The sequence below is a fragment of the Pseudomonas fortuita genome (assembly GCF_026898135.2).
GTDB classification, from domain to species: Bacteria; Pseudomonadota; Gammaproteobacteria; order Pseudomonadales; family Pseudomonadaceae; genus Aquipseudomonas; species Aquipseudomonas fortuita.
On the sequence record NZ_CP114035.2, the window covers coordinates 2,984,223 to 3,008,994 of the forward strand.

The 24,772-nt window shown below is 63.5% G+C and carries 23 protein-coding genes; 13 read left to right on the forward strand and 10 right to left on the reverse strand.

The features are described 5' to 3' along the window. Positions 1 to 149: 149 nt before the first annotated feature. Positions 150 to 1,040 (reverse strand): LysR family transcriptional regulator, encoded by an 891-nt coding sequence (locus OZ911_RS13710; RefSeq protein ID WP_016486739.1) that lies wholly within the window; start codon positions 1,038 to 1,040, stop codon positions 150 to 152. Between the two features lie 84 nt (positions 1,041 to 1,124). Beyond that, positions 1,125 to 2,171, reverse strand: coding sequence for a LacI family DNA-binding transcriptional regulator (locus OZ911_RS13715; RefSeq protein ID WP_016486740.1), 1,047 nt, complete (start codon positions 2,169 to 2,171; stop codon positions 1,125 to 1,127). A 260-nt stretch (positions 2,172 to 2,431) separates the two neighbouring features. Here OZ911_RS13715 and OZ911_RS13720 point away from each other — a divergent pair, with 260 nt between their 5' ends. The 4 genes from OZ911_RS13720 to OZ911_RS13735 all read left to right on the forward strand — a co-directional run bounded on the left by OZ911_RS13720 (position 2,432) and on the right by OZ911_RS13735 (position 8,108). Continuing rightward, positions 2,432 to 4,648 carry a TonB-dependent receptor gene (locus OZ911_RS13720; protein ID WP_031311979.1) on the forward strand — a complete coding sequence of 739 codons (2,217 nt, stop codon included), beginning with the start codon at positions 2,432 to 2,434 and terminating at the stop codon, positions 4,646 to 4,648. Positions 4,649 to 4,800: 152 nt separating this feature from the next. Further along, entirely contained in the window at positions 4,801 to 6,135 is a 1,335-nt protein-coding gene (locus OZ911_RS13725; RefSeq protein WP_023047909.1) for an LLM class flavin-dependent oxidoreductase, read from the forward strand. Next, positions 6,132 to 7,175, forward strand: a complete 1,044-nt coding sequence (mgrA, locus tag OZ911_RS13730) for an L-glyceraldehyde 3-phosphate reductase (protein WP_016486743.1) — start codon at positions 6,132 to 6,134, stop codon at positions 7,173 to 7,175. Before OZ911_RS13725 ends, mgrA begins: the two co-directional genes overlap by 4 nt. A 3-nt stretch (positions 7,176 to 7,178) precedes the next feature. Further along, positions 7,179 to 8,108, forward strand: a complete 930-nt coding sequence (locus OZ911_RS13735; protein ID WP_023047908.1) for an aliphatic sulfonate ABC transporter substrate-binding protein — start codon at positions 7,179 to 7,181, stop codon at positions 8,106 to 8,108. A gap of 122 nt (positions 8,109 to 8,230) precedes the next feature. On the opposite strand, the gene OZ911_RS13740 is transcribed toward OZ911_RS13735, so the two are convergent. Beyond that, positions 8,231 to 8,710: a GNAT family N-acetyltransferase gene (locus OZ911_RS13740; RefSeq protein ID WP_016486745.1), complete on the reverse strand. Its 480-nt coding sequence runs from the start codon at positions 8,708 to 8,710 to the stop codon at positions 8,231 to 8,233. A gap of 124 nt (positions 8,711 to 8,834) precedes the next feature. On the opposite strand from OZ911_RS13740, the gene OZ911_RS13745 reads away from it, so the two are divergent. From OZ911_RS13745 to OZ911_RS13760, 4 genes are all read left to right on the forward strand, one after another. Then, positions 8,835 to 9,464, forward strand: a complete 630-nt coding sequence (locus OZ911_RS13745) for a LysE family translocator (protein ID WP_016486746.1) — start codon at positions 8,835 to 8,837, stop codon at positions 9,462 to 9,464. Between the two features lie 21 nt (positions 9,465 to 9,485). After that, positions 9,486 to 10,358 carry an alpha/beta fold hydrolase gene (locus tag OZ911_RS13750; RefSeq protein ID WP_023047907.1) on the forward strand — a complete coding sequence of 291 codons (873 nt, stop codon included), beginning with the start codon at positions 9,486 to 9,488 and terminating at the stop codon, positions 10,356 to 10,358. Positions 10,359 to 10,454: 96 nt separating this feature from the next. Beyond that, entirely contained in the window at positions 10,455 to 11,342 is an 888-nt protein-coding gene (locus OZ911_RS13755; RefSeq protein ID WP_023047906.1) for a pirin family protein, read from the forward strand. A gap of 252 nt (positions 11,343 to 11,594) precedes the next feature. After that, the gene (locus tag OZ911_RS13760; protein WP_268968690.1) at positions 11,595 to 11,825 is read left to right on the forward strand and encodes a DUF1652 domain-containing protein; all 231 of its coding nucleotides are present in this window, start codon (positions 11,595 to 11,597) and stop codon (positions 11,823 to 11,825) included. Positions 11,826 to 11,845: 20 nt separating this feature from the next. Here the strand turns inward: OZ911_RS13760 and OZ911_RS13765 are convergent, their stop codons facing one another. The 7 genes from OZ911_RS13765 to OZ911_RS13795 all read right to left on the reverse strand — a co-directional run bounded on the left by OZ911_RS13765 (position 11,846) and on the right by OZ911_RS13795 (position 19,426). Next, positions 11,846 to 12,460, reverse strand: a complete 615-nt coding sequence (locus OZ911_RS13765; RefSeq protein WP_016486750.1) for a Yip1 family protein — start codon at positions 12,458 to 12,460, stop codon at positions 11,846 to 11,848. Positions 12,461 to 12,546: 86 nt separating this feature from the next. After that, positions 12,547 to 12,834 carry a hypothetical protein gene (locus tag OZ911_RS13770; protein WP_016486751.1) on the reverse strand — a complete coding sequence of 96 codons (288 nt, stop codon included), beginning with the start codon at positions 12,832 to 12,834 and terminating at the stop codon, positions 12,547 to 12,549. 166 nt (positions 12,835 to 13,000) lie between these two features. Then, complete coding sequence (alkB, locus tag OZ911_RS13775; protein ID WP_016486752.1) at positions 13,001 to 13,648, reverse strand: DNA oxidative demethylase AlkB; 648 nt, start codon at positions 13,646 to 13,648, stop codon at positions 13,001 to 13,003. Positions 13,649 to 13,882: 234 nt separating this feature from the next. Next, positions 13,883 to 15,328 carry a curlin gene (locus OZ911_RS13780; RefSeq protein WP_023047904.1) on the reverse strand — a complete coding sequence of 482 codons (1,446 nt, stop codon included), beginning with the start codon at positions 15,326 to 15,328 and terminating at the stop codon, positions 13,883 to 13,885. Between the two features lie 16 nt (positions 15,329 to 15,344). Next, positions 15,345 to 15,818: a curlin gene (locus OZ911_RS13785; protein ID WP_016486754.1), complete on the reverse strand. Its 474-nt coding sequence runs from the start codon at positions 15,816 to 15,818 to the stop codon at positions 15,345 to 15,347. Positions 15,819 to 15,833: 15 nt separating this feature from the next. Next, positions 15,834 to 18,065, reverse strand: a complete 2,232-nt coding sequence (locus OZ911_RS13790) for an Ig-like domain-containing protein (protein ID WP_023047903.1) — start codon at positions 18,063 to 18,065, stop codon at positions 15,834 to 15,836. Between the two features lie 32 nt (positions 18,066 to 18,097). Then, positions 18,098 to 19,426 carry a hypothetical protein gene (locus OZ911_RS13795; RefSeq protein WP_070086609.1) on the reverse strand — a complete coding sequence of 443 codons (1,329 nt, stop codon included), beginning with the start codon at positions 19,424 to 19,426 and terminating at the stop codon, positions 18,098 to 18,100. Positions 19,427 to 19,693: 267 nt separating this feature from the next. On the opposite strand from OZ911_RS13795, the gene OZ911_RS13800 reads away from it, so the two are divergent. From OZ911_RS13800 to OZ911_RS13820, 5 genes are all read left to right on the forward strand, one after another. Continuing rightward, positions 19,694 to 20,605 carry a LysR family transcriptional regulator gene (locus OZ911_RS13800; protein ID WP_023047902.1) on the forward strand — a complete coding sequence of 304 codons (912 nt, stop codon included), beginning with the start codon at positions 19,694 to 19,696 and terminating at the stop codon, positions 20,603 to 20,605. 98 nt (positions 20,606 to 20,703) lie between these two features. Continuing rightward, positions 20,704 to 21,633 carry a hydroxymethylglutaryl-CoA lyase gene (locus tag OZ911_RS13805; protein WP_016486758.1) on the forward strand — a complete coding sequence of 310 codons (930 nt, stop codon included), beginning with the start codon at positions 20,704 to 20,706 and terminating at the stop codon, positions 21,631 to 21,633. Positions 21,634 to 21,657: 24 nt separating this feature from the next. Next, positions 21,658 to 22,848 carry a CaiB/BaiF CoA transferase family protein gene (locus OZ911_RS13810; RefSeq protein ID WP_031311977.1) on the forward strand — a complete coding sequence of 397 codons (1,191 nt, stop codon included), beginning with the start codon at positions 21,658 to 21,660 and terminating at the stop codon, positions 22,846 to 22,848. A gap of 12 nt (positions 22,849 to 22,860) precedes the next feature. After that, the gene (locus OZ911_RS13815) at positions 22,861 to 23,385 is read left to right on the forward strand and encodes a gamma carbonic anhydrase family protein (RefSeq protein ID WP_016486760.1); all 525 of its coding nucleotides are present in this window, start codon (positions 22,861 to 22,863) and stop codon (positions 23,383 to 23,385) included. A gap of 67 nt (positions 23,386 to 23,452) precedes the next feature. Next, positions 23,453 to 24,769: an MFS transporter gene (locus OZ911_RS13820; protein WP_016486761.1), complete on the forward strand. Its 1,317-nt coding sequence runs from the start codon at positions 23,453 to 23,455 to the stop codon at positions 24,767 to 24,769. Positions 24,770 to 24,772 lie beyond the last annotated feature (3 nt).

The window sequence follows — 24,772 nt, forward strand, 5'->3', positions numbered from 1 at the left end:
TTTTGGTTCTATGCTAATTATTAGTTGTAAGAATTACTTTTGGATCAAGTTATGCGTGTTGGTTATTTTATTGCGATTGAGTTGCCAAGGGCTGCTGCGCAGCCCAATCGCGACGCAAGGCCGCTCCCGCAAGCGCTTGCGCTTTCGGCTCACCCGCAGAGTTGCTGCCCTGCCACCCGGCCAAACTGCTCAACCGGCTCCTGCAGGTTGCCCAGGTAGCGCGGGTGGAACAACCACAAATCCACCTGCGGCTTGAAATCCGTCACATTGACCACGTCCAGTGCATCGCGGTGGCGGCTGTTCTGCAACAAGGGCTCGGGCACCAGCCCAAGCCCTTGCCCATTGGCCACCAGCCCGAGCTGCAGCTCGGTGCCGAAGGTCTCCAGGTTGATCGACAGTCTCAGCCCCTGTTCGCTCAGGGCGCGCTGCAGCCCGGCGCGAAAGCCGCAACCATCGGGGTTGAGTACCCACCCACGGGTGTAGCAGTCCTTGAGTTTGAGGCTGCGCTTGCCGACAGTGCCCTTGGCCGCCACCACGCGCAGCGGCATGCGTGCGATCGACTGGCTGGCGATGCCCTCGGGGAAGATCTTGCCGGGCGGGAACAGTGCCGCGGCGCCATCCAGCTCGCCGTTTTCCATGCGTGCGATCAGGCTGCTGCCCCAGCCACTGGTGACCTGGGTGCGCAGGTCGGGATAGGTTTCACGAATTTGTGCCAAGGCATCGAGCAGCACCACATCGCCAAGCGTTTGCGGCACGCCCAGGCGCAGGGTCCCGGACGGGGCACCGTCGTTGGCCACCAGTTCACGCAGCGAGTCGATCTCACGCAAGATCGCCTTGCACTGCTCGTACACCCGCAGGCCCATGGGGGTCGGCTTCAGCGGCTTGGTGTTGCGGTCGAGCAGGGTGGCGCCCAGGTCTTCCTCGAAGTTTTGCACCCGGCGGGTGATGGCCGGCTGGGTCAGTTGCAGGGCCTCGGCGGCGAGGTTGGTCGACTGGCAACGGATGACCGCCACGAAGGCGTCCATGTCATCGATTTTCATATTCGGCGCTCACATATTGGGGCGGTGGGACATACCGTAGGAGAATAATCCTCAATGGCCGGGTTGTCACAGCGCCTGTGCATCTCACGCGCTCTCGCGGGCAATCAACTCACACGCCAACAGGTTAAGCCGTTGCACCTCACCCTCACACGCTACCACCCCCAGGTGCTGCAGCACCCGCAACGCCGCCAGTTCGCCAATTGCCCGCGAGGGCGGGCGCAGGGTGGTCAGGCTGGGCAACAGCATGTCGGCAAAGGGGTAGTCGCCAAAGCCGACGATGGCCATGTCTTCGGGCAGGCGCAAACCGGCGCGCTGGCCCGCCAGGAGGGCGCCGGCAGCCAGGTTGTCATTGGCAAAGATGATCGCTTCGGGCCGTGGCTGGCGACGAATCAATGCTTCCATTGCCTGCTTGCCCGCCTCGAACGGTGCGCAGTCGGTTGAGGGCACGAACACCCAAGGTTCCAGCCCGGCTTCATGCAATGCCGCAATATAGCCATCGCGCCGCTCCAGCGCACTCAGGTCGCCGGCCGCACTGTTTTGCACGAAGGCAATGCGCCGGTGGCCCTTGTCCAGCAGGTAGCGGCAGGCCTGCACGCCTACCTGGTGATGAAGGAAACCCACTTGCAAGGGCGCCCGCTCAGGGCGGTAGTCCCAGATTTCCACGACGGGCACGTCTGCGTCGGCCAGCATCTTTTCCGTGGCCGGGCTGTGGAAATGGCTGGTCACCACCAACGCTGCCGGCGACCAGCCGAGAAAGGCCCGTACTGCGCTTTCTTCTTGCGCTTCGCTGAAATAACTGGAGGCCAGCAATAACTGGTAGCCGTGGCTGCTGAGGGTGTCGCTGAACGCCTGGATAGTCTGGGCGAAGATCGGCCCGGAGATATTCGGGATCACCATGCCGACAATGCGCCCACGGGCCGAGGCCAGCCCACCAGCGACCAGGTTGGGCACATAGCCCAGCGCCTGCACGGCGGCTTCGATACGCTCGCGTAAAGGCGGCGAAACCTGGTCTGGCTGGTTGAAGTAGCGCGACACGCTGATGGCCGAAACCTCAGCGGCCCGTGCCACCTCGGCGAGGGTGACACGGCCTGCGCCACGGCGCTTGCGGGGGGGATCCTTGGCCTGGCTCACCGGGCTGCCTCCTGGGGAAATGGCGCGATGGTAGCGCTAACGGGAAGTGGGTTGGCAAATAGCTTTATTGCATATCAATCTGACTTTTAAGTATTTGACGTGCTAAGCAACGCCCTCTGATACTTGCCAATGTTAGCGCTAACAAGCGCAGCTGTTGGCAACCGCCTGCCACTCGCACGAGCGAGACCAGACAACCACAGCAACTTCGTGTCGGCCCCGTCAGATGGGGCCTGGTCTGGTTTCCCGAGGCAGTGAGCACCATGCACAAAAGCCGTACACCGTTCCCCGCTACGCAACGTCGGCCATTGGCCGCAGCCATCTTGCTGGCCGCTTTTGGCCAAGGTGCCCAAGCAGCCGAACCGGCCGAAGCGGGAGTTTCGCAGGCCGCTGCATTAGGCGCGGTCACCGTCACCGCCACGCGCCGCGAAGCCACGCTGCAGGAAGTGCCGGTGGCGGTGTCGGTTATCGATGGCGAACAGCTGGAGCGCGACAACCGCAACAACGTTGCCAGCATCGTCCAGCAGGTGCCTACCCTCAATTACCGCGCCGGCGCCTCGAACAAGGACACCTCGCTGTTCATCCGTGGCGTGGGCACCATTTCTACCTCGCCCGGCGTCGAGCCCACCGTGGCGACGGTGGTCGATGGCGTGGTGTTCGGCCGCCCGGGGCAGTCGACCCTCGACCTGCTCGACCTCGAACGCATCGAGGTATTGCGCGGGCCACAGGGCACCCTGTTTGGCAAGAACGCCTCGGCGGGTGTACTCAACGTGGTCAGTAAGGCCGTCCCCGAACAGACCCAGGGCTATGTGGACTATTCGCACTTTGGCGCTGGCGACGAGAACCGCCTGCGTTTTGGGATTGGCGGGCGTCTGAGCGAGCAGTTCAAGGGTTCGTTGAGCACCTTGTGGGGCGACTACGATGGCAATGTCGAGAACGTTGCCAATGGCCACGACGTCAATGGCTATGCACGCAAAGGCGCCCGCGGCAAGCTGGAGTTCGAGCCCAACGAAGACGTGCGCCTGACCCTGATCGCCGACTACATGAAGGGCGAGGACACATTGCCCAGCGGCGTCATCACCAGCGCCAGTGCCGCATTTGCCAGCCAGTTGCGCCCGGTGACGCCAAGTGCCCACAACCGCGACATCAACAGCGACTTCAAGACCCACGTCGAGGACGAGAACCAGGGGCTTTCGGCGCAACTGGACTGGCAGCTGGGCGACTACACCCTGACGTCGATCAGCGCCTGGCGGGGCTGGGACAACACCCAGTACCAGGACGGCGACCGGCGTGCCTTGCTGCCGGTTACGGCGTCCCATGACAAGGGCACGGTGGACTATGACCAGTACAGCCAGGAGTTTCGCCTGACCTCGCCCAAAGGGCAGTTCAACGAATATGTGCTGGGCGCCTTCTACATGCATGGCACGTCCAACGAGACCTACCAGCGCCTGTCGGTCAATGGCGGCGTGGCCAACCGTGGCCGCGCCGACTATTCCACCACCAACGACAGTGTCGCGCTGTTCGGTGAAAACACCTTCAACTTCACCGATGACCTGCGTGCCATTTTCGGCCTGCGCTGGACCCACGACGACCTTGAGTACGATCATCGCCGCGTCTCCACCTCGGCCAGCGCAGTGACCGGTATCCAGCCTTCGACCGCAAGCGCTGGCTCGGTGGACGAGGACGGCTGGAGCGGAAGGACCGGCCTGCAATATGATTTCAATGACAACCTGACCGGTTATGTCACGTACTCGCGCGGCTACAAAGGGCCGGCCTATAACGTGTTCTTCAACATGCAGCCGCGCGACACCGAGGCACTCAAGCCCGAAACGTCGGATGCGTACGAAATCGGCTTGAAAAGCACGGCGCTGGATAATCGCCTGACCGCCAACCTGGCCGTATTCCACACCGACTACGACAACTACCAGGCCAACTTCTTCGACACCGTGGCCAACCAGGTGGTAACCCGCCTGGTCAACGCCGGCAAGGTCAAGACCCAGGGTGTGGAGCTGGATGCCAGCTTCCAGGCCACCTCGCGGCTGAAGCTGTCGACAGCCGTGGCCTACACCAAGGCCCGTGTCGACCACTTCAATTGCCCGGCGGGTGCGGCGGCCAACTGCAACATCGATGGCGGTCGCCTGCCGTTCACGCCCGACTGGAAGACCTACCTGCGCGCCGATTACGTGATCCCGCTGGACAACGGCCTGGATGTGGAGCTGAGCAGCGATTACAGCTGGCAGGACGCCGTGCAGTTCAGCCTCGACCAGAACCCGGACACCGTGCAGGGCGCCTATGGCATCTGGAACGCCAGCATTGCCCTGGCCGATTACAACGACGGCTGGCGCGTAGCCCTGTTGGGCAAGAACCTGGGCGACAAATCGTATGCGCAGATGCTGGCCAGTGGCGGCGACTACATCTACCGCTCAGTACCGCGGGATGACGGGCGCTACTTCGGTGTGCAACTGCGCAAGGATTTCTGAGTGGCGGCCGGTGGCCTGTACCGGCCTCATCGCCGGCAAGCCAGCGCCCACAGGTACAGCGCAGCCTGAATGAATTGCGTGCTCCCTTTGGGAGCCGGCTTGCCGGCGATGGGCCGCAAAGCGGCCCCAATCGTGATTTCAAGGAGAACAACATGCCCCGCCAAATGAATCTGGGCGCCTTCCTCATGGCTACCGGTCACCACGTGGCCGCCTGGCGCCACCCGGACGTACCGGCCGACCCGCTGGATTTCGCCACCTACAAGCGCACCGCACAAATCGCCGAAGCCGCGTGCTTCGATGCCTTGTTCGTCGCCGACAGCGTCGCCGCGCCCAGCGACCCGCTGGCCAGCCACAGTGCCCGCTCGGTGTACTTCGAACCACTGACCCTGTTGTCGGCGCTGAGTGCAGTCACCGAACGCATCGGCCTGATCGCCACAGCCACCACCAGTTACAACGAGCCGTACCATGTGGCACGCAAGTTCGCCTCGCTGGATCACCTGTCCGCAGGCCGTGCCGGCTGGAACCTGGTCACCTCCGACGCTGCCGCCGAAGCCGGCAACTTTGGCCGCCAGACGCACATCCCACATGCCGAGCGTTACGCCCGTGCCCGCGAATTCCAGCAGGTGGTGCAAGGGCTTTGGGACAGCTGGGCCGATGATGCGTTCGTGCGCGACAAGGCCAGTGGCCTGTTCCACCACCCGCAGGCGGTGCGTACCCTTGACCATGTGGGCGAGCACTTTCGCGTCAAAGGCCCACTCAATGTGGCCCGCTCCCCACAGGGGCGACCTGTGCTGGTGCAGGCTGGCTCGTCCGAAACCGGCCGCGAGCTGGCTGCACAAAGCGCCGAGGTGGTGTTCACCGCCCAGCCGAGCCTGGCCCGGGCACAAGCTTTTTACGCCGACCTCAAGGGCCGGCTGGCGCGTCATGGGCGGGATGAGCAATCGCTGAAGATCATGCCCGGCGTGTTCGTGGTGGTGGGGCAAAGCCAGGCGCAGGCCGAGGACAAGTACGAACAGTTCCAGGCGCTGGTCGACCCGCGGGTCGGCGTTGGCCTGCTCGGGCGCATGCTCGGTAACTTCGACCTCTCCGGCTACCCGCTGGACAGCCCGCTGCCAGCGTTGCCGCCTACCGAGGATGGCCAGCGCAGCCGCCAGCAACTGCTGACCGAACTGGCCGGTAACGAACAGCTGACCCTGGCCCAGCTGGGCCGGCGCATCGCCGGTGGGCGAGGGCACTACAGCCTGGTCGGCACCCCGACGCAGATCGCCGATGAGCTGCAAGCCTGGTTCGAAGGCGGCGGCGCCGATGGCTTCAACGTGCTGGTGCCGCACCTGCCCCTGGGCCTGGAAGACTTCGCTGTGCAGGTGGTGCCCGAGTTGCAGCGGCGCGGCCTGTTCCGCCGTCAGTACCAGGGCCACACCCTGCGCGAGCACCTGGGCCTGCAGCGCCCAGCCAACCCTTACTTTGCCGAACGAGGCCAACCATGAGCTACACCGCCAACCCCGAGCGCTATGCGCGCATGCCTTACCGTCGTGTCGGTCGCAGCGGCCTGGTGCTGCCGGCCCTGTCCCTGGGCCTGTGGCACAACTTTGGCGATGCCACGCCCATCACCACCCAGCGCGCCTTGCTGCACACGGCGTTCGATGCCGGTATCAACCATTTCGACCTGGCCAACAACTACGGCCCGCCCTATGGCAGTGCCGAGACCAACTTCGGCCGGCTGCTGCGCGAGGACCTGCGCAGCTACCGTGACGAGCTGATCATTTCCAGCAAGGCCGGCTGGGACATGTGGCCGGGACCGTACGGGCAGGGCGGCAGCTCGCGCAAATACCTGATCGCCAGCCTGGACCAGAGCCTGGCGCGCCTGGGCCTGGATTACGTTGACATCTTCTATTCGCACCGTTTCGACGCCGATACCCCGCTGGAAGAAACGGCCATCGCACTGGCCGATATCGTGCGCCAGGGCAAGGCGCTGTACATTGGCATTTCGTCCTACTCGGCCGGAAAGACCGCTGAAATTGCGGCGTTGCTGCAAGCCCTGAAGGTACCACTGCTGATCCACCAGCCGTCGTACAACCTGTTCAACCGCTGGATCGAACGGGACCTGCTCGACACCACCGATGCCTTGGGTGCCGGGGTGATTGTATTCACTGCCCTGGCCCAGGGCCTGCTCAGCGACAAATACCTCAACGGCATCCCGACCGACGCCCGGGTGAACCGTGCGGGTGGTGGCTCGCTGTTGCCCCAGCACTTGTCGCAAGCCAACATCGCCCGCGCACGCGCCCTGAACGACATTGCCCGCCAGCGTGGCCAGAGCCTGGCCCAACTGGCACTTGCCTGGACACTGCGCGACCCAAGGGTGAGCTCTGCGCTGATTGGTGCCAGCCGGCCCGAGCAGATCACCGAGAACGTGGCCGCGCTCGACAACCTGGCCTTCACGGCCGAAGAACTGGCCGCCATCGACCAGTACGCTGTGGAAGGCGGGATCAACTTGTGGGAAAAACCCTCGACCGACTGGAAGGAATGACCCATGCGCTTACTACGCTTTGCCATGCTGCTGATGCTGGCCTTGGCCGGCGCGGCCCAGGCCGCAGACCCGGCCACCTTGCGTATTGGCTATCAGAAGGGCTCGATCAGCCTGGTGCTGGCAAAGCAGCATCGGCTGCTGGAGCAACGCTTTGCCAGCACCCGCGTGCAATGGATCGAGTTTCCCGCGGGCCCGCAGATGCTTGAAGCGTTGAACATCGGCAGCCTTGATATTGGCTCTACCGGTGATATTCCGCCGATCTTCGCCCAGGCCGCCGGCGCCGACCTGTTGTACCTGGGGGCCGAGCCGCCCAAGCCGCAGGCTGAAGTGATCCTGGTGCCGAAAGACAGCCCGATCAGGGCAGTAGGGGAGCTCAAGGGCAAGCGTATTGCCCTGCAGAAGGGTTCCAGCGCCCACAACCTGCTATTGCGTGCCTTGGCCAAGGCCGGGCTGAGCATTGGTGATGTTCAGCCAGTGTGGCTGGCGCCTGCCGATGCCCGGGCGGCATTCGAGCGGGGCAGCGTGGATGCCTGGGCAATCTGGGACCCGTTCTACTCCGCCATCGACCTGGAGGGTAAGGCGCGTCTGCTGGCCGACGGCCAAGGGTTGGGGCTGATTGGGCCGTTCATGCTGGGTTCACGCACCTATGTCGAAGCCAATGGCGCCTTTGTCGGGCAATTGCTGGACGAAATCAGCCGGGCCGAGGCACTTACCCGCAGCGACGAGGCTGGGAGCATCCACGTGCTGGCACAGTTCATGGGTTTGCCAGAAGCGGTGGTGCAGCACAGTTTCAGCCACCGGCCGGCGTCACCCGTGCTGCCGGTGAGTGATGAGATCGTGGCGGCGCAGCAGCGCACGGCACAGTTGTTCTTCGACAACAAGGTACTGCCCAAGCGGGTCGACATTGCCGGGGCAGTGTGGCGGCGGCAGTAACTTTACCTGCCCGGGCCCTATCGCCGGCAAGCCAGCTCCCACAGGATTAGCAGTGCCCTAAAGGGTTATACAGTACCTGTGGGAGCTGGCTTGCCGGCGATAGGGCCGCATCAGCAAGCGTGTCACCCGCGGGCGAATGCCGCCAGCTTCTCGCCATCCAGCCGGTAGCGGACCCACTCATCCTGCGCCTCGGCCCCCAGCTTCTGATAGAAGCCGATCGCCGGCTCGTTCCAGTCCAGCACGCTCCATTCCAGGCGCCCGCAATTGTTCGCCACCGCCTCGCGGGCAATATGTCGCAGCAGTTGCCGGCCAGCACCGTCGCCACGCTGTTCAGGCGTGACATACAGGTCTTCCAGATAAATACCGTTGCGCCCGAGCCAGGTCGAGTAGCTGTAGAAGTACACCGCAAAACCGACTGCCCGGCCATCGCGTTCGCACATCAGGCTACGCACTGTGCTGCCCTCGTCGAACAGGCTGTGCTCGATGTCGGCCAGGGTGGCGACCACCTCGTGGCGGGCACGTTCATACTCGGCCAGCTCAGTAATGAAGGCCAGGATCTGCTCGGCATCGGTGCGAACGGCTGGGCGAATGGTGAGGCTCATGGTGACGGCTTCCTTGATCCGGGTTAGCGGTACAGTGATGTGTATCTGAATAATTTAATATAACTGTATCGGTCGCCAGAGAGGGCGACTCCGTTAGTGTGACAGCACCTATAACGAAAGTGGAATGCCCGCCATGCTTGCCTCTGCCGACCTGTTGATCGCTTTCGTGCTGTTTGCCTTTGTATCGTCCATCACTCCCGGCCCCAACAACACCATGTTACTGGCCTCGGGGGTGAACTTCGGCGTGCGTCGTTCGGTCCCTCATGCCCTGGGTATCAGCATCGGTTTCATGGTCATGGTGCTGGCCGTGGGCTTGGGCCTGGGTGAAGTATTCAAGGCCTGGCCGCCGCTGTACACGGCGCTGCGCTATACCGGCGCCGCCTACCTGCTGTATCTGGCCTGGAAAATAGCCACTTCCGGGCCAGTCGGCACGGCCTCCTCGAGCGCCCGCAAGCCGCTGGGGTTCTGGGGCGCAGCGGCGTTCCAGTGGGTCAACCCCAAGGCCTGGGTCATGGCGGTGGGTGCGATTACCACCTACACACCGGCGCAAGGCTATGTGACCAACGTGATTGTCATCGCCGCCTTGTTTGCCTTGGTCAACCTGCCTAGCGTCGGTGTGTGGGTAATGTTCGGCAGCGCCCTGCGCAACGTATTGCAGAACCCGCGCTGGCTGATGCTGTTCAATGTCCTGATGGCCTTGTTGCTGGTGATTTCACTCTACCCGCTGCTGTTTGTAGAATCGGCGTTTTCTTAGCCCCGCGAGTGAAGCAAGCCGATGCAGTTGATACCCTGGTCCCACGAATGCGCCGAAGGTTTCACCCTGCGTGGCTGGCGAACACCTGTCAGTGGCAAGCCGTTGCTGCATTTTTTGCACGGCAATGGCTTCTGTTGCCTGGCCTACCAACCGTTGCTGATGCGTCTGGGCGAACATTTCGACCTGTGGCTTTGCGACGTTCAGGGGCATGGCGACAGTGACCATGGTGGGGTGTTTCGGGGGTGGAACCGTACTGCCGAGCTGGCAGTGGAAGCCTTTCAGGCCGGGCGTGGCGGGTACGGCGATGTGCCGCGGTTTGCCGTGGGGCACAGCTTTGGCGGCGTGCTTACGGGCCTGATCCTGGCCGCTGAACCTGAGCTGTTCGAGCGTGCGGTGTTGCTAGACCCCGTGTTGTTCAGTCGTCGCATGCTGGGTGTGATGGGCGCAGCAGCACTGGTTGGCCTGCACCAGCGTCATGCATTGGCACGCAAGGCCGCCAGCCGCCGCAGCCACTGGCCTGATCGCGAGGCAGCGCTAGCCTTGCTGCAAGGGCGGGGCATCTTCAAGGGCTGGACCCATGCAGCGCTGCAGGCTTATGTCGAACACGCCATCGGCGATTGTGGCGATGCAGTGGTGCTCAAGTGCCGGCCCAGCCGGGAAGTGGAAATCTTCAGTTCATTCCCCAAACGCATGTGGGCGCGCCTTGCAGCGATCAGCGCGCCGACACGGATTCTGTATGGCGAACAGACGTATCCCTTCGTGCCACATTCGGTGAACCGCCTGGCCACGCTCAACCGGCATGTAACCGCCCGGCAAGTTGCCGGTGGGCACTGTTTCATGCAGGAAGACCCGGCCATGGCGGCCGAGCAGGTACTCGCTTTCTTGCCGGGCTGACTGTTCCATAGGTAGAACGATGTATGCCGAATAACCCGTCTACCGCCTGATTCGTATCATTGATAAGGTTATCCCAGCCAAGAGAGGAGCCTTCTCATGAAAAACATTCTGGGTATCCACCGCAGCCCACACGCCCATTGGGTAGGTGATGGTTTTCCCGTGCGCAGCCTGTTCACTTACGAAAACCTGGCCAGCCGGATCAGCCCGTTCCTGCTGCTGGACTACGCTGGCCCCCATGACTTCACCCCGACCACGGCGCGGCGCGGCGTTGGCCAGCACCCGCACCGCGGCTTCGAGACCGTGACCATCGTCTATCAGGGCGAGCTGGAACACCGTGACTCCACGGGTGCTGGCGGCCTGATCGGACCAGGTGATGTGCAGTGGATGACCGCCGCCAATGGCATCATCCATGAGGAGTTCCATTCCCCGGGCTTTGCCCGCAGTGGCGGTACCCTGGAAATGGTCCAGTTGTGGGTCAACCTGCCCGCGCGTGACAAACGTGCAGCGGCCGGCTACCAGACGCTGCTGGCCAGCGACATCCCGGTGGTAGCGCTGGAGGGCGACGCCGGTAGCTTGCGGGTGATTGCCGGCGACTACAAGGGGCACCCAGGGCCGGCGCGGACCTTTACCGCGATGGATGTGTGGGACCTGCGGCTCAATGCCGGCACGGCCTTGCAGCTGCCGGTTGCTGTCGGTCGCAACGCGGCGCTGGTGGTGTTACGCGGTAACGTGCGCATCAATGGCGAGCGCGACGCTGGCCCGTCCAGCCTGGTACTGCTGGACCGGGACGGGGAGGATGTCACCGTGCAGGCTCTGGAGGGCACCAGTGTGCTGGTGCTCAGCGGCGAGCCGATTGACGAGCCGATCGTCGGTTACGGTCCATTCGTGATGAACAGCCAGGCGGAGATTGCCGAGTCGTTCGACGATTTCCATGCCGGGCGGTTTGGGCAGATGCAGGATGAACGGGAAGGGGCCGGCCATTGAACCGTGGCTGGTGATACCGGCACCGCTCGTCGTTAAGTCAGGCTTTGCATTCGAACCCTCGGCCCGCGAGCGCAATCTTCCACTAAGGTGCTAAGGGATTCCCCGCATCATCATTGCCCCGGCGCATGGACGCCTGCCAGGGCATGGGCAATATCAATTGGCGCCCCGCCCGATAAAGGCGTACTCACTCACAACAGGCCATCGCACAGAGAGGGTCGTACCACGTCGTTGATTGGAGTTTCGATGCTGGAGATGCGGCAGATGATCGAGCAGGCATGCCTGCCCGACCGCTGTGAAGTCAGCTGCCCGGACGGCGCCAACCTGACCATCCGCCTGGGTCAGGGCCAGAGTCTCGAAAAGAGCGTGACCCTCAGTGGGGTTCCGTTGCACAACCTTAACAGTTGCCGTGACCTGGTCCACCTCGTGGGGCAGTTGCATGCGCTGCGCAACAGCCACCCGGCGCCACTCAGGTCGCATGCTTGAGTGCACCTGGTTTGCCCCGGTCAGCCCAGGTTGGCCGGGCGCACGTATTCTGGCATCAGGCCGTTGAACCAGAACAGAACCATCGCCACGAGCAGGGTTACCAAAACCAGAAGCCCCACGCCCCACACGCATGTCGCGAACAGCATTGCCTGTTCCTTTTTAAGCCGCAGGAATGTCTGCAAACCGCCATACAGCAAGACGCTTGCATAGGCCGAAGCGGCCATTAGCGCGACGAAGGCCAACCAGCGAATCGGCAGCAGCCCGACTACCCCGGCGAAGAACCACGGCGTGGCGCAGTAGGCGGCAAAACCGATGCACTGGCTCAGGCTTGGATGTGCGTCGAACCCTCGTGACATCCAGCGGATCATCACCCCCATCAGCATCACGCCCACAACGGTGGTGGCATACAGCAGCCCCGCCAGTTGCGCGGCGCTACCCATGCCAAGGCGTACCCGCTCCTCGGCCGCCAGGCTCCAGCCGAAGGTGGTCGTGCCAATGAACAGGCACACGGCGGGTATCAGTGCCAAGGCCAGCAGCCGCGGCAGGTATTGCTGTGGGTGGTCTTCTTCGGCCCGACGAATATCCAGCCAGGCGTCGGCGGGGTGGGTGAAGAGCTTGAGCAATGGACTGTTCATGGCATTCTCCGGCGGGCAGAGGCCCTTTTGCTATGGAGAGACGCCGCGGTCGGCCGGTTCAGCTGGTTTAGCTGCCGTTGATCGGCTTACTGTAGCTCGAGCAGCAGGTTGAGGCCGCCATCGCCGCACTTGCCTTTGTCGCGAACCACCCCATGATAACTGCGCCCATCCCAGACGAAGGCCACACTGTGGGCACGGTCGACCTTGTCAGGCAGCGGCGGGCAGATATGCAGACGCAGCCCCGCTCGACCTTGAAGGTTGAGATCGGCCAGCTGGCACTGGCATTCCACGCTCTGCGCCACTGGGCCGAAAAGGGTGTCGCGTACGTAATCGAGCTGCAGCGAGGCGTTGGGGGCACGGCCAGGCATCTTCATCGGTAAGTGGCTCCGTGGCAACGGTTTGAGGGGCTAAGTGGGTTCGACATGGCAGGCTCCAGGCAAGGAAGGCGGCTTGATATTTGAAGCTTGCCTGGCCTGGATGTTCAACATGTTTCATGTGAATTCATCTTGTTTTGCGCCGGGTGGTAGAAGCGGGGCCTGTTCAGGGCCCCGCCTTGCGCAATGTCAGGTTGATCCGCCGCTCGCCCATGCGCGGATGCACGCCGGGTTTGATGGGCAGCACGCCGTGAAAGCGCAAGCGGTCCTCGCCGCCCCAGACCAACACATCGCCGTGGCTCAGGGGGATGCGACGGGGCTTGTCGGCGCGCTGCAGGCCGCCGAACAGGAACACTGCCGGTAGGCCCAGCGACACAGACACGATCGGCTGCCCGAAGTCCCGTTCGTCGCGGTCCTGGTGCAGGCTCAAGCGTGTGCCTGGCAGGTAATGGTTGACCAGGCAGGCATCCGGCACGAAGCCCTCGAAGCCGGCCAGCGCCGCAGCGCGGGCGGCGAGCGCGAGCAGAACCGGGGGCAGTGCAGGCCACGGCTTGCCACTGAGCGGATCGTTGGGGCTATAGCGGTAACCCTGTTCGTCACTCACCCAACCCAGCGTGCCGCAGTTGGTCAGGCCTACAGCCATGCGTAGGCCACCGGGCGTGTGCATGTGCCGGAAGGGCGCTGCACGCAGCACCGGGCGCAGCGCATCGAGCAGCGGCTCGGTTTCGGCCAGGGCAAAGCCGGGCAAAAGCACGGTATGGCTGGCCAGGCGTTGTGGCTGGGGGCCGAACAGGTCTAGGTCGGACTGGATCATGGCACCGCACAGGTTCGAGGGAGTGGATATTGTATCCCTGCAATTGCAATCCCCGCAGGAGCATCCTTGTGCGGCGAAGAGGCCGGTATGCCTCCCAACGATGTGCCAGTCCTGCAGGCCCTTTCGCAGCACAAGGCTGATCCTGCAGGGAATGCATATACCGGGCAGAGGGTGTGAGCGAAAAAGGAACCGCGGCACCAGGGAGAGGAGCACCGCGGTTCAAGGGGGAGCGGGTTACTTTTGGGTCACGGTGGCCAGGTTTGCACTGCCCAGCTGAGTGATGGTGGCGGTTTGGGCGATACCACTCTGGTCGACGAACGCCTTGTTGCCCTGGCCTCCCTGGGTCACGTAGGCGACGTTGATGCTGTCAGTCTGTTTGATGGTGGCTTCGTTGCCGCTGCCGTACAGCTGGTTGGTGTAGCTCTGGTTGCTGTAGCCGGATTGGTCCAGGGTAATGGTGTTGCCGGTGCCCTGGCTGTTGCCGTAGGCATAGTTGTCGGTACCGCGCTGGTCGGCGATCAGGATGTTGTCGGTGCCGTTCTGCTCGAAATACAGCTCATTGTTGACGTCGTCCTGCTTGGTCTGCATCTGGTTGCCTTTGCCCGTCTGGGTCAGCGTGGCCACCTGGTCAGCGCCTTTTTGGGTCAGGTTGACGCCGTTGCCGTTGCCGGTCTGGTTGATGGTGGCACTTTGGTTGGTGCCGAACTGGCCACCCATCTTGGCGCCTTTCCAGTTGCTGGCGGTGATGCTGTTGCCATTGCCTTTGGTGTTGATGGTCAGGTTGAGGTTTTCACCATTCTGGTAGGTGAAATGCAGGTTGTTGTTGCCGGTCTGGGTGATGGTGGCGGTCGCGTTATTGGTTTCGAACTGGTCCGACCAACTGGCGTTGGCATTGCCTTGCTGCGTCAGGCTGACCTTGTTGCCGGTGCCGAAGCTCTGGTCGATATAGCCCTCGTTCGTCTGCCCGGTCTGGACCACGGAAGCCTGGCTACCGACCTGGGTGTCCTGCCACACTTCCACCGAGTTGCCGCCACCGTACTGGCCAATGCCAATGGTGCCACCGGTGCCCTCACGCTGGTCGCCGTAGGCCCAGTTGTCGTGGCCATCCTGGTAGACCTGGATGTCGCCATCGACATGGTTCAGGTGCTCGGCGGCTGCATAGTTGTCCTGGCCGGTCTGGTTGACGGTACTGCGGTTGTTGCTGCCACCGAAGGTCTGCTCAAGGAAGGCCTCGTTGCGCTGGCCGGATTGCCAGCTGGCGGCTTTGCTGCCTTCCTGGGTGTCCTGCCACACGGTGGATTTGTTACCGACGCCTTGCTGGGTTTGCAGCGATTCGTTGTTCATCCCTACCGACTGGCTAGCGAAGGCATCGTTGTAGCTGCCCCCGGCAGTTTGGGTAATCTGGCTGCCGTTCTCGAACAGTTGCTCGGCGTAGCCGGCGTTGTACTGGCCGGTGGCGCTCTGCTGGATATCGCTGGTGCTCTCGGTTTGCACCGCCAGGTGGTTGTGACCTTTACCGGTCTGGTTCTGCGTGGCCGAAGCGAAGGATGCCTGGGTCTGGCTGACCTCGGCGATGTTGTCCTTGCCGTCCTGAGTCTGCGATGAGGTGCTGTCAGCAGCCATGGCCTGACCTGCGAGGGCCAGGACGATAGCGGCACTTAAAGGGGCGAGCTTGTACATGGTGGTGCCTCCAGGTCTATCGGTATTGTGTGATCTGCACATGTTGGCCATTGCCGGTCTGGCTCACGGAGCTGCTGAGGCCCGAACCGGACTGCACGATGCTGGCGCTGTTGTCGTTGCCGATCTGCTCGATGGCTGCGCTGTTGCTGCTGCCGCTCTGTCGGATCGACGCACTGTTGCCCTTTCCCTGTTGGCTGATGGTTGCCATCAGGTCACTGCCTTCCTGCAAGATGTACGCTTCCTGCGCACCGCCGGCCTGGACGATGCGGCCCAGCAGGGCCTGACCGTTCTGGTCGAGGGCGGCGCGGTTGCCTGACCCTTGCTGCTCGATCACTGCAGCCTGACCGGCGCCGACCGGTAGCAGGCGGATGATCACCGGTTCACCGAGGTCATTGCCGGGTGCAAGGTCGGCGTTGTCCATCAGGTCATCGGCCCAGCTGGCCTGGCCCGCCAGGGCCAGGCTGAACAGCAGTGGATACAGGCGCTTCATGGCGTTTCCCCGCCTTTACTGCACAACCACGTTGACGGTGCGGGTGGTACCCGGGCTGGTGGTGATGGTTGCCGTCGGCGCGGCGGTCGGGATGATCGTGGTGCTGTTGCTCACTGCCAGTCGCCAGCGGCCGGTCACGGGTACCGTGGTGGTACCCAGCGTTTGCACGCCGGTGGTAGTGGTGACCCGGACGGTGACAACGTTGCCCGTGGTTACCGATGAGGTACCGCTGATGTCCCAGTTGTACCGGTTGTTGGAGCGCGCCGTGACGGTGGCTGCCGTGACTGCGAAGGTTTCGGCGGCAGGCCGTGGCGACACGTTGACGGTGACCGTACCCGGGGTGGATAGCGCCCCCAGCGAGTCACGTGCCTGGTAGGTGAAGGTGGCGGTGAAGGCTGCAGTGACCGTGGCCGGTGGGGTGTAGGTGACGGTGGTGCCGTCGGTGCTGACCGTGCCCCGGCCGGCGGCCGGTTGGGTGACGGCAGCAACGGCCAGCGGCACGTTGCCCTCTGGATCGGTGTCGTTGGCCAGCACGTTGATGGTCAATGGCACGCCCAGGGTGGCGACGGTTTCCGGGTTGGCGGTCGGTGCCCGGTTAGGCGCAACGTTGATCGTGACCGTGGCCGGTTCCGACTTCAGGCCTTTGGAATCCACCGCCCGGTAGCTGAAGGTGGCCACCAGCGGTTGCGTAGCCCCGGCTGGCGGGGTGTAGGTAACCGAGGTGGTACCGTTGAGCACGACGCCGCCAAGGCCGGTACCGGGTTGGGTGAGGTCACTGATGGTCAGTGGCACGTTGCCGTCCGGATCGCTGTCGTTCAGCAGCAGGTTGAGGGTAAGCGGGATACCGACACTGGTGCTTCCGATGTCAGCCTGGGCCAGCGGTGGCTGGTTGGCCGCCTCGACGGGGGCGTTGCCGACCACGAGCACCGGTTCTACGTCAGCACCACCATGGGCAGATTTGACTGTCACGGTGGCTGGCGGTTGCGCCACGTCGTTGATCGTGATGCTTTGCAGCGTGCCCGATTTCGACAGGCGGCCGTAACCCTGGGCGAGCATGTCGGGGATCGCTACCTCATCACTGGACCTGGCCTCGATCAGCAGGCGCTTGTTGGCCCAGTCATATCGCGCGGTACTGACCTTGACCACGTCGGTCAGCTTGCTCGACAACGCGGTCGGCTGGGTGCCGCCGGCACTGTTGCTGGCCGTGACCACTACCACCGCAGGCGGTGCAGTCTGGCCAAGCTGTTGGTGGAAGAACAGGCCGTTGTTGTCTGCCGTCAGGGTGAACTGGCAGGGCGATGGCGGCGTGCCGACCAGTGCCAGGCCATTGCGCATGCACAGGCTGGCCTCTTTCGGCGCTTTGGCGAACACTTCCACACGGGTACCGCTGCCATTGCGTGAGTAGGTGGCGCGCTCCAGGGTGACCGGGGTTTGCGCGCGTGGGTCCAGCACCTTGCCCGAGACCGTGAACAGCGCGGTCTCGATGCGACCGGGCGGGCCGTCGATGCGGATGAAGTTGGTGTTGAACGGGCTGCCGGCCACGGCTTCCGGCCGGTTAGGGTCGCCGATGAAGGTTTCGGTGGCGCCGGTGTCCGGATTGACTTCGGTGTAAGGCCCGCCCACCCCGCGCAGCCATGGCCCGAGAGCGCCATTGAGCGCCCCTGTGAAGTTGCCCGGTGCCCCGATGCCGATGTCGCGGGTGATGTTGATCGCTCGACGACCGGGCGTGGTGACGTTCACGGTCTCGACACCGTAGGGGTGTGTGATGGTGTATACACCGGCACGGGGTACAGACACACGGATACGGATACGGGCGAAGCTCTGCTGGTCGCCGTCTACCGGGTTCTCGGCAGCAAAGGCTGCTTCCAGGCCGGCAACGTAGGCATCCAGTTCGTAGCCGCTGTTACCAACGGCAGGGATGGTGGCTTCGGCCAGGAACCAGAACATTTCTGGCGGCCAGTTGTCGGGGAACACCAGCGGCAATGCATCGTCGTAGATGCCGGGCTCTGGTAGCAGGGTGCACATGTAGGACGGTGCGGCCGGTGTGCCGGGCACCCGGGTACTGGTCGCGCGTGACTGGCACAGTTCCAGGGACTGGTTGAGGCTGTCCTTGTACCACATCGGGTAGCCGCCAGTGGCGAAGGTGTAGGGCCCCGGGTCGACATCAGACAACGCGGCAAAGGCGGCGCTGGTAACGGTGAGGGAAAAACCGGCGGCGAACAGCGCACGGCGCGACCAAGTGTTCATGCGGCCTCCTTGAAGGCTGAGCCTTTGTCTGTTCATGGCACCAGCACCACGTCTTCGGTGTCGCTACCCCCATTGGCACTGGTGACTTGCACCTTGGCCGGTGGGATGGGCGACAGGGTCATGCTCAACGTCTTCACGGCGCCGGTGCCGCCCAGGTTGCCGATCAACGTGCCGTTGCCGGTTTGTGCGGTGAGCACGGGCGGGGTGGTTTCGTCGCTGGTGCTGGCCACCAGGGTCAGCTCGCCGGTGGACAGGCGGTACTGGGCCTGAGTGATGGTGACCAGGTCGGTCAGCGGCATGTTGGTGGTGGTCAGGCTGCTGGTGGGGATCGACACGCTGTTGTCGGCGGTCAGTGTCACGAGGGTGCCGGCCGCCGGGTTCAGGGCCGACTGGGCGTACCAGGCGCCAGTGCCGTTGGCCTCGGTGAGGTTCAGGTTGGGCGTTTGGCTGGTCAGGGTGACGCTGGCTGGCGGCGGCGGGGCCATCACGAAGATGTCTTGCTGGGCGCGCAAGTCGCCGTTTTCGGTGTGCCGGGAGTAGGTGCTGCGCTGTGGCATCAGTGGGGTTGGCAGGGCCACTTCTGAAAGCTTGCCCGAAATGGCGAACAGTTCAGTGCGCAGGTCGATGCCGCCAGGGCCTTCGATGCGCACGAAGTTGGTGTTGAACGGGCTGCCGGTTACCCGTTCCTCAAGGTTCGGGTCACCGATGAAGCGTTCATTTCCTTCGGTGTAGGGGCCGTTGACACTGCGCAGGAAAGGCCCGACGTCGCCCTTCAGCGCGCCGGTGAAGTCGCCTGCGCCGGCGATGCCGATGTCGCGGGTCATGTTGATCGCCCGGCGGCCGGCGGCAGGCACATCGAACACTTCCACGCCGTAGGGGTGGGTGACCACGTAGGTGCCGGCGGTGGGTACATCGACCCGGATGCGCACCCGGGCGAAGCTGACCTGGTCACCCTCAACCGGTTCTTCGGCGGCAAATGCCGCTTCGATCGCCGTGCCGTAGCTGAGGTCGATGCCACGGGCGGCGTCGACGATGGCAGCGTCGGCGGTGAACCAGAATGCTTCGTCAGGGAAGTTGGTGGGGAAGGCGATGGGTTGGGTATCGTCGAACACGCCGGGTGTGGGCAGCAGCGTGCACATGTACGACGGTGCGCCGGGCGCGCCGGCAACCCTGGAGCTGACCGCCTTGGTCAGGCACAGGTCGAGGGTACGACCGTGGCTGTCCTGGTACCAGGCGGGGAAGCCGCCGTTGGCGGGAACGTATGCGCCTGGATCGACAGCATTCAAGGCAGCCTGCGCCGGGAGCTGGAGCATGCCGGCGAAAATCGCCACTGCCAGCGGGTGGGGTATCGGTCGGTGCATGAGTCAATTCCTCCTGCAAACGGGCCCATGGACTTGGGGCGTCTGGGAGGAGATCGGCAAGAGCTGTGCCAATACTTGAATTTTGCGGTGCGGGCCTTGTGGAGCAAGGGGGCGAGCCTTTTCGTGACGTATTCTGGAGGCGGCTGGCAATGGGCTGCGTTGCCCCAAGGTTGGGGATTGGGGCAAGTGATTCAAACCCAGTTTTCGCAGCAAATGTGGTTTTTGCTACATTGCACCGGCGGTCCCTTTCCCCTGCCGAGTCAAGCGATGCAACCCCTCGACCACCTTTCCCTGAGCCTGTTCATCGTCGTCTGCGAAGAAGGCACCATCGCCCGCGCTGGCGAGCGTGCATTCATGGCGCCCTCCGCCGTCAGCAAACGTATTTCTGACATCGAGGTACGTTTTGGCACTATCTTGCTCAAACGCAGCAAGCGCGGCGTTGAGCCTACCCCGGCGGGGCTGGCGCTGCTGCGCCATGCGCGGGAAATGACCCGCGCCATGGAGCGCCTGGACAGCGAGCTGAGCGAGTACGCCGACGGCGCGCGCGGCCATGTGCGGGTGCTGGCCAATGTATCGTCGATCATGGGTTTTCTGCCCGAGGAACTGTCGGCGTTCATGCTGCAAAACCCACTGATCCAGGCCGATATCGAAGAGCGCTTCAGCCCCGATGTCGTTCGTGGCGTGGCCGAGGGCAATGCAGACCTCGGCATCTGCCGCAAATCCATGGCGGCGGGTGACCTGGAGTTCGTACCGTACCGGCAGGATCACCTGGCCGTGATCGTTGCTGCTGATCACCCGTTGGCCGGCCGCAGCCAGATTGCCTTCGAGGAAACCCTGAGTTACGACCACCTGGGTCTTTCGGCCTTCGCTACCTTGAACGCCTTCATGCGTAAAAGCGCCGCACAGGCGGGCAAAGAGTTGTGCTTTCGTTCGTATGTATCGTCGTTCGACGCGGCCTACCGGCTGGTGCAGTTCGGCCTTGGCCTGGCGGTGTTCCCGCAAGAAGCCGTGGCCCGCTATGCGGCGTTGTTCGACCTGCGGGTCATTCCGCTGACTGACGACTGGGCGCTTGGCGAATTCGTCATTTGCATGCGCGCCCGTCACACGCTCTCGCTGTCGGCACGGCGCCTGCTTGACCACCTGCTGCTGCGGGCACCGCCCTGGCAGGTGGCGGGCTGATCCATCGTGGCTGACGATGGATCAGCCCGTGAAACACGTCTTTTCTGCTCGTCATCCAGCTCTTAGTCTGGCGCAACGCTTCAGCCAGAGAGACCGAGATGACAACAATAACAATCAACGAAGTCGGCCTGCGCGATGGCCTGCAGAGCCTGCAGACGACCATGCCAACGGCCGCCAAACGCCGCTGGGTCGACGCCGCGTACGCCGCCGGCGTGCGCCACATGGAGGTCGCTTCCTTCGTACCGGCACGCTTGCTGCCGCAAATGGCCGATGCCCGCGAAGTGGTGGCCCACGCCCTCACATACCCCGACCTGCAGGTGACGGTGTTGGCCCCGAACCTGCGCGGCGCCAGGGACGCACTTGAGTCTGGCGCCCATCGCATCGTCGCGCCGGTATCGGTCAGCATGGCGCACAGCCTGGCCAACGTGCGCCGCACGCCCATGCAAATGGTCGAAGAACTGGGGCGCATGTGCCAGCTGCGTACTGAAATGGCCCTGCATGATGTGCAGATCATTGCCGGCATGTCGGTTGCCTTTGGCTGCACGCGTCAGGGCGATGTCCCGCTGGCCGACCTGTGTGCACTGACTCACCATGTGATCGAAGCCGGTTGCGACCTTGTCTCGCTGGGTGACACCACTGGCTACGCCAACCCGGGCCAGGTGGCGGTGGTGCTTCAGGCCGTGCGGGCGATTGCCGGTGAGCGCCTCAAGGCCGCGCATTTTCATGACACCCGTGGCCTGGCCCTGGCCAACAGCCTCGTCGCGGTGCAGCAGGGCATCCGCGAGCTTGACGCCTCCCTGGCAGGTTTGGGGGGCTGCCCGTTCGCCCCTGGTGCTTCCGGCAATACCGTCACCGAAGACCTGGTGTTCATGCTGCAGAGCATGGGCTACGACACCGGGATCAATTTGCCTGCACTGATCGAGTCGCGCCATGTGCTGAGCGAGGCGCTGCCGGGCGAGCCCCTTTACGGCTGCATCGCCCGCGCCGGGCTACCGCTGAACTTTGCTGACGCCACCGACCCCGCCTGACCCGCCTGAACGAGGAATACCACGATGTCCAGACTTCCCTTGGACGGCATCCGCGTCGTCGAAATTTCGCATATGGTCATGGGCCCGACCTGCGGCATGATCCTCGGTGACCTTGGCGCCGAAGTGATCAAGATCGAACCCGTGCGCGGCGACGGCACGCGCCGTCTGCTGGGCGCGGGGGCGGGTTTCTTTCGCACCTTCAACCGCAACAAGCAATGCATCGCCGTGAATGTCGAAACCCCCGAGGGCCGCGAGGCCGTCCTGCAACTGATCGATACGGCCGACGTGTTCATCGAAAACTTCAAACCCGGTCGCATGCACACGCTGGGCCTGGACTACCCCGCGCTGCGCCAGCGCAACCCACGGCTGATCTACGCCTCGCACAAAGGCTTTCTCAGCGGGCCCTATGACAACCGCCTGGCGCTGGACGAGGTGGTGCAGATGATGGCCGGCCTGGCCTACATGACAGGGCCAGTGGGCCGCCCATTGCGCGCGGGCAGCTCGGTGAACGACATCATGGGCGGCATGTTCGGCGCCATTGGCGTGCTGGCGGCCCTCAACGAGCGCCACACCACCGGCAGCGGCCGAGAGGTGCAAAGTGCCCTCTACGAGAACTGCGTGCTGCTGGCAGCCCAGCACATGCAGCAGTACGTGGTCACCGGCGAGGCAGCAGCGCCGATGCCCAATCGCATCAGTGCCTGGGCCATCTATGACGTGTTCACCTTCGCCGGTGGCGAGCAGATGTTCGTTGCCGCCACCGGTGAAGGGCAATGGCACGCGCTGTGCCAGATGCTGGGGCAGACCACCTTGCTTGATGACCCGACACTGGCCAGTAACAACGACCGTGTGTTGCAACGGCCACGGCTGCTGGCGCACCTGGCCGAGGTGTTCGCGTCACTCGACGCCGGGCAATTGGCCCTGCAACTGGAGGCCAACGGCATACCCTTTGCGCCCATCCGCCGCCCGGAAGAATTATTCGACGACCCGCACCTGCAACAGAGCGGCGGTATGGCAGAGCTGCAACTTGAAGACGGCAGCCACACACCGATGCCGTTGCTACCGCTGTCGCTGGACGGCCAGCGCCTGCAGCCACGCCGGGCGATAGCGCGGATTGGCGAGCACACCCGCCAGGTGATGCGCGAACTGGGTTACAGCGATGAGCACATTGCCGAGCTGTGCGCGGCCGGCGTGCTAAAAACCGACGACGCAGCTTGAGGAGGGTTTGAGATGGCGATTTACCAATACGACACCCTGGCGCCCAACCTGCACCCGGAAACTTTTGTTGCCGAGGACGCCACCGTGATCGGCGACGTAACCCTCGAGCAAGGCGTCAGCGTATGGCCGCAGGCCGTACTGCGGGGCGACAACGAACCGATCCGTATCGGCCAGCGCAGCAACGTGCAGGAAGGTGCGGTGCTGCATGCCGACCCCGGCTTTGCGTTGACGGTGGGGCAGGGCGTGACCATCGGCCATCAGGCGATGTTGCATGGCTGCACCATTGGCGATGGTGCCCTGATCGGCATCCAGGCGGTGGTGCTCAATGGTGCGGTCATCGGCAACAACTGCCTGGTCGGTGCCGGTGCCATTGTCACCGAGGGCAAGGTATTCCCCGATAACTCGCTGATCCTGGGTGCACCTGCCAAGGTGGTGCGCGAGCTGTCGGCCGAGGCCATCGCCAGCATGCAGCGCAACGCCGCCGAGTACGTCGAAAAAGGCCAGAGCTTCAAGGAGAAACTGATCCGCATCCGCTGAAACACCTGCTGGCGGCGCCCCTCGATGCGTCGCTGCTCTCCAATAATTACAAGAATGGAGATCCACCATGGTTGCCATGACCGGCGAACTGGCGCGCGAGCGCAACGACAGTCACATCAATGAACTGCTGCTGTACCGCCGTGTGGCCTGGCGCATCATGCCGCTGGCCATCATCTGCTTCCTGTTCTCGTACTTCGACCGCATCAACATCAGTTTCGCCAAGGCCCAGATGCAGCAAGAGCTGGGCCTCAGCGATGCCGCCTATGGCCTGGCCGCTAGCATGTTCTTCGTCGGCTATGTGCTGTTCGAAGTGCCCAGCAGTCTTGGCCTTAAGCGCTACGGGGCACCGGCGTGGATCTGCCGGATCATGGTGTCGTGGGGCCTGGCAACGGCGGCGCTGGTGTTTGCCTATACCCAGTACACTTTGTATTTCCTGCGCTTTCTGATCGGCGTGATGGAGGCCGGTTTCGGCCCGGCGATCCTGTTCTACCTGGCATGCTGGTTCCCCCGCAAGCACCTGGCGAAGATGAATGGCCTGTGGTTTTTGGCGGTGCCGCTGGCCGGTGCGGTGGGCGGCCCGGCGGCGGGCTTTTTGCTGGGGACCATGGACGGCGTGCTGGGGCTCGCGGGATGGCACTGGTTGTTCCTGATGTCCGGGCTGCCGTGTGTGCTGCTGGGCCTGCTGGTGCTGTGGAAGCTGGACCGTGACATTGAGGCAGCGAAATGGCTGAGCCGCGAGGAGAAGGACCTGCTGGCGGAGAACCTGGCCCAGGACAAACGCGCCGCAAAACCCATCCTCGGCTCGATCTGGCGAGTATTGCTGACCCGCGAAGTGGCGATCATGGCGTTCATCTATTACGTGATCAAAACTGCGTCCTATGGCCTTAACTTCTGGATGCCGCACCTGATCAAGTCGTCAGGTGTGCAGGACATGCTGTGGGTCGGTGTGCTGTCGGCATTGCCTTACGCGGTGGCCTGCATGGGCATGGTGTTGCTGACCCGTCGCTCTGACCGTACCGGCGAGCGCAAGCGCTACCTGGTGTACTGCCTGCTGGCGGCAGCTATCGGTTACTTGCTGGCGTGCCTGTACGCCGACTCGTCGCTGGCGATGATGGCCGCGCTGGTGCTGGCCACCGCGGGTACCTTCATCGCCATCCCGATCTTCTGGACCATCCCCCAATCGACCTTCTCGGGCTTGGCAATTGCCACCGGCACTGCTGCAATCAACTCGGTCGGGCAGCTAAGCGGCATCGTCGCACCGGTGATGGTGGGCAAGATCAATGATCTCACTGGTAGCAACTCCATGGGCATGTTGTCCATCGCCCCGCTGATCCTGATCGCCTGCCTGGTGGTAATGCGCTACGTGCGCAACCCCCGAACCTGATTG